Below are 3620 nucleotides of genomic sequence, written 5' to 3'. Positions count from 1 at the left end.
AAGTGGCTCGCGAGTTACTCGTTGCTCCGTCGGTGCTGTAAGGCATTACTCAAAGTAGCGAGTTTCGAGGTAGTGGATCTTGTTAAAGATCCCGCTGCATGAGGATCTTTAACAAGATCCACTACGGGAGCGGTTGGCTGTCTGTTTGCCGCAAATCAGTCGCCGATATGCAGCATGCGAGATTCGATCGGGCCGCGTCCGATTCCGTAGTTCGGTGCAAATCGGATCGCGTGGTTAACCGCGGCGACGGCAAAGTCGACGGCACCGCGCGTGCGATCGATGATCGGATCGTCGGGCGATGACAGGGCGATCCGGGCGGCGATGGTTGCCGCGAGCGAGCACCCGGCACCTTGCGTTTGATCGGTGTTGTGGCGTTCGAGCGTCAGCGTGACGATGTTCTCGCCGTTGGCAAAGACATGCAGTTGACTGCCTTCGAACTCGCCGGCTTTGAGCAGCACCATCTGTGGTCCGAGTTCGAGAAGTTCTTGCGCGGCGTCGAAGTACGCGTTTTGGTCGTTGTCAATCTTTCGGTCGAGCAACCTTTCGGCTTCGAATCGGTTCGGCGTGATCAGCGTCGCACGGTGCAGCAGCGTTTCGCGGAAGGCGATCACGGCGGCGTCGTCGACCAACGGGGCGCCGTGTTTGCTGACCATGACCGGGTCGACGACGACCGGTGTGTCGCATTCCTCCAGGCGAGCAGCAATTTCCGCGATAATTGCGCCTGTCCCCAATGCTCCGGTCTTGATCGCTCGCGGCGGGATGTCTGACATCACGGCATCGTATTGCTGGCAGACTAACTCCGGTGTCAGCATCTCCACGTGACCGACACCGAGCGTGTTTTGGACCGTGATCAACGTCACGACCGACATGCCGTAGACGCCGTTTTGCTGGAACGCTTTCAGGTCGGCCTGCAAGCCCGCTCCGCCGCTCGGGTCGGAACCCGCGATGGTCAACGCGATCGCGTGCGGCGCGATCGTGACTTCTCTGTCGGCAGCCGTCATCAGGCGGCCGCCTGCTTTGCCGCCGCGATCGGGAAACTGATCACGAACGCGGTTCCACGGCCCACCGAACTCTCGACACGAACCCGTCCGCCGTGTTCGTCGATGATGTCCTTGCAGGCGGCCAAGCCCAGTCCCGTGCCGCCTTTGCCGGATTCGTCCGGGCCGGCTTTGGTCGAGAAGTACGGATCAAAGATGCGAGGTAGGACGTCTTCGGGGATTCCCGATCCGGAATCACGCACGGTCAGTTCGACGTGCGTCGGTTGAGCCGAGGGGGCGTCGGCGGTGCGACTCGCGATGACGCGGATCAACAGCGTTCCGCCTTCGCCCATTGCTTGGCGTGCGTTGGTCATCAGGTTCAGCAGCAGTCGCTGGATCTGGTTGCCGCTGGCGGAGATCATCGGCAGTTCGTCGGCGATGTCGAGTTCCACCGAGATACGGTACTTCTGCATTTCACGCTGCATCAGAACGAGCGTGTCGCGGACGAGAGCGGCGAGATCGGTCGGCTCTTTCGCGTCCGTCCGGTTGCGGGCTTGGGCCAAGATCGTGTTGGTGATTTTGGCGGCCCGTTCGGAGGCTTCGAGAATCTTCGTGAGCGCTTTGTCGCGGCTGGCGGTGTCTTGGTTTCGCAGACCGAGTTTGGCGTAGTTGATGACGGTCATCAAAACGTTGTTGAACTCGTGCGTCGCCGTGCCGGTCAATTCGCCGAGGCTCGCGAGGCTTTGCAGGTGTCGGATCTGCTCCTTCATTGCCTGGATCTGCGCGTCGGCAGTCGTGTTCGCCTCGCGAGCGTCCTCCGGAATCGGTGCCGGCGCGGCGGCGGAGTTTGAGTTCATGGGGCGGACGTTGGCTCGTGAATCCGGCATTTTTTGCACACGCTAAGCGGTAGGGACAGAGGGGCGGCGAACGGGCTGAGTCGATCAGGAACGAGATGGATCGAATAGTCGTTACGACTCGGCCTCACTGGATCTATCGGCGCGACCGGCGTTTCTGATAAATCCCGATTCAGCGACCGGCAAAACTTAACGTGTGTCCTTTTATCCTGCGAAATCGCGATGCCCACCACAGTAAAACGACCGCGCAAACCCGCTGATATCTCCCGCGTAGAAGGCTCCGACGAGAACGTTCTCGATCGATTACGACGGATGACGCGGATCGCTCGGCAGTACGGGTTTGAGGTCCGTGGAGCCCCGCTCGAAGGTGCCGGATGCACGTGGTGCGAAATTCGAGGCCGCCGGGTGTTGTTTCTCGATCTCTCGCAGCCCGCCGCGGAACAGGCACTCGCGATTCGCGAAATTCTTGACGAAACAGCGTCGGTCCGCCCCCATTCGCAGGCCGCCTGAACCTCGCCGCTTTTCGAGGGCATCGAGCGTTTTTGGGGTGAGATGCCAAAGGTGTCGAGGATGACGATGCGCGCGGGCGTGATCGATTGGAACTCACGCTCGAAATGCAACTTTTGCGAACCCGGTCTCTGTCGCGAAAGAGGAACGTAACTACACTATGTCGGCTTTCTTTTCTGAACGTTTCCCCGTTTTTGTGCTTGTTTGAAATGCGTGTTATTGTCACCGGATCGAGCGGTTTGATTGGTTCTGCCGCGGTACGTCACTGGGATGCTCTCGGTGACGAGGTCATCGGCATCGACAATGACATGCGGGCGACGTTCTTCGGGCCCGATGGCAGCACGCGTTGGAACCAAACGCGTCTCGAGGAGGAAACGACGAACTTCCGAACGGTCGCCTTGGACATTCGTGACCGCGAGGGGGTCTTGGCGTTGTTCGAGAAAGAAACTCCCGACCTGATCATCCACTGTGCGGCGCAACCGTCGCATGACAAAGCGGCTGCGATTCCGTTTTTGGATTTCGAGGTCAACGCAAACGGAACGTTGAATCTGCTCGAGGCGACTCGCCAGCACGCTCCGGATGCGGTGTTCTGTCACATGAGTACGAACAAGGTGTACGGTGACGCACCGAACGAGTTGCCGTTGCAGGAACTTGAGTCGCGGTGGGAGTACGCGGACGAAGCAGACTACAACGGGATCAGCGAGTCATGCCGCATCGACCAGACGATGCACTCGTTGTTCGGCGCATCAAAAACGGCGGCTGACGTGTTGGCCCAAGAGTATGGCAAGTACTTTGGAATCAAGACTGGGATCTTTCGCGGTGGATGTTTGACTGGGGCGAGCCACAGCGGTGTGGAGCTGCACGGTTTTCTCAGCTATCTGGTGCACGTCGCGGTCGCGGGCAAGCCCTACACGATCTTCGGCTACAAAGGCAAACAGGTTCGCGACCAGATCGAGTGCAGCGATGTGGTGAAGGCGTTCGAAGCGTTCTCGAAGAACCCACGTCCGGGCGAGGTCTACAACATCGGCGGTGGCCGAGATAACGCCGCGAGTGTTCTCGAGTGTATCGAGAAGATCAAAGAGTTGTCCGGCCACGAGGTGCAGTGGACGCTCGGTGATGACAACCGAAAGGGTGATCACATTTGCTACATCAGCGACCTGAGCAAGCTGCGAAGAGATTATCCCGATTGGGACATCCGAGTTTCGCTCGACGAGATCCTACGCCAGATGATCGCGTCGGAAGAAGCGAAATTGGCGAAGTAGAGAGTTGGTTGGGGGAGTTC

At 59.1% G+C, this 3620-nt stretch carries 4 protein-coding genes; 2 read left to right on the top strand and 2 right to left on the bottom strand.

Annotated features, from left to right (window positions below):
* Nucleotides 1–155: 155 nt before the first annotated feature.
* Nucleotides 156–1001: a bifunctional hydroxymethylpyrimidine kinase/phosphomethylpyrimidine kinase gene (gene thiD / locus RSSM_RS02860; protein WP_008674265.1), complete on the bottom strand. Its 846-nt coding sequence runs from the start codon at nucleotides 999–1001 to the stop codon at nucleotides 156–158.
* A complete protein-coding gene (locus RSSM_RS02855; protein WP_044300773.1) occupies nucleotides 1001–1834 on the bottom strand; it encodes a sensor histidine kinase in 834 nt (277 codons plus the stop codon). The genes thiD and RSSM_RS02855 overlap by 1 nt, the downstream gene beginning before the upstream one ends.
* 219 nt (nucleotides 1835–2053) lie before the next feature.
* Between RSSM_RS02855 and RSSM_RS02850 the strand changes: the two genes are divergently transcribed.
* Together RSSM_RS02850 and RSSM_RS02845 are read left to right on the top strand one after the other, a co-directional pair.
* A complete protein-coding gene (locus RSSM_RS02850) occupies nucleotides 2054–2341 on the top strand; it encodes a hypothetical protein (protein ID WP_008674261.1) in 288 nt (95 codons plus the stop codon).
* Between the two features lie 206 nt (nucleotides 2342–2547).
* Nucleotides 2548–3600, top strand: a complete 1053-nt coding sequence (locus RSSM_RS02845) for an NAD-dependent epimerase/dehydratase family protein (protein WP_044300772.1) — start codon at nucleotides 2548–2550, stop codon at nucleotides 3598–3600.
* Nucleotides 3601–3620 lie beyond the last annotated feature (20 nt).

Source organism: Aporhodopirellula sallentina SM41 (assembly GCF_000346505.1).
GTDB lineage: Bacteria > Planctomycetota > Planctomycetia > Pirellulales > Pirellulaceae > Rhodopirellula > Rhodopirellula sallentina.
The sequence above is the reverse complement of the archived record's forward strand: the minus strand, read 5'-3'. Positions and strand labels throughout refer to the sequence as shown.

What these genes read in the sequence shown, in the direction of transcription:
- RSSM_RS02850 (WP_008674261.1), top strand. Translation starts at nt 2,054, where the DNA reads ATGCCCACCACAGTAAAACGACCGCGCAAACCCGCTGATATCTCCCGC.
- RSSM_RS02845 (WP_044300772.1), top strand. Translation starts at nt 2,548, where the DNA reads ATGCGTGTTATTGTCACCGGATCGAGCGGTTTGATTGGTTCTGCCGCG.
- thiD (WP_008674265.1), bottom strand. Translation starts at nt 1,001, where the DNA reads ATGACGGCTGCCGACAGAGAAGTCACGATCGCGCCGCACGCGATCGCG.
- RSSM_RS02855 (WP_044300773.1), bottom strand. Translation starts at nt 1,834, where the DNA reads ATGAACTCAAACTCCGCCGCCGCGCCGGCACCGATTCCGGAGGACGCT.